This is a genomic window from Treponema sp. R6D11 (assembly GCF_054786075.1).
Genome location: NZ_BDHD01000801.1, coordinates 1 through 513, shown reverse-complemented (window position 1 = coordinate 513; position 513 = coordinate 1). Strand labels below are relative to the sequence as shown.

Sequence of the window (513 nt, the reverse complement as noted above, 5' to 3'; positions counted from 1 at the left end):
GTCTTCGTATGCGACGGCTCCGGCGGCTCTGGGCTTTGATTCCAAAAGCGCCATTTCCCCAAAAATATCCCCTGTTTTTAAAACGGCAAGCAAAATCTCGTTGTTATCGGTAATTTTAATTATCTTGACAGAGCCTTTCTGAATGATAAAAAGTTCGTCTCCCGGCTCGCCTTCGCAGAAAACTATATGGTCTTTTTTATAAGAACGATTCATCTCACCGGGCTTGGGAGTCTGTTGAAGGTCTTTAACATAAGGGGCTATCTTTTTCATGCGTTCAATGGCGGCATCTTTATTTTCGCCGTTTGGACAGCATTTAACATATTTTTGATACGCATAAAAAGCCTGATTATACTGGTTATGCTTTACATAATATTCGCCAACATTAAAAATATGGCTTGGGTCGTCAATGGCGTTGTTTTTTAATGTCAGCCTTGTAAGAGCTTCGTCCAGATAGCGCATTCTTTTAGAGAACTGCATAATTATCTTAAGCGCAACAGGGGCGTTGCCCTGAAT

General features: G+C 41.3%; 1 protein-coding gene. It reads right to left on the bottom strand.

Going from position 1 to position 513, the window contains the following annotated elements:
• On the bottom strand, positions 1-477 hold a 477-nt coding region (locus ACYVTD_RS16200; RefSeq protein WP_461248706.1), incomplete at its 3' end, for a cyclic nucleotide-binding domain-containing protein.
• Positions 478-513 lie beyond the last annotated feature (36 nt).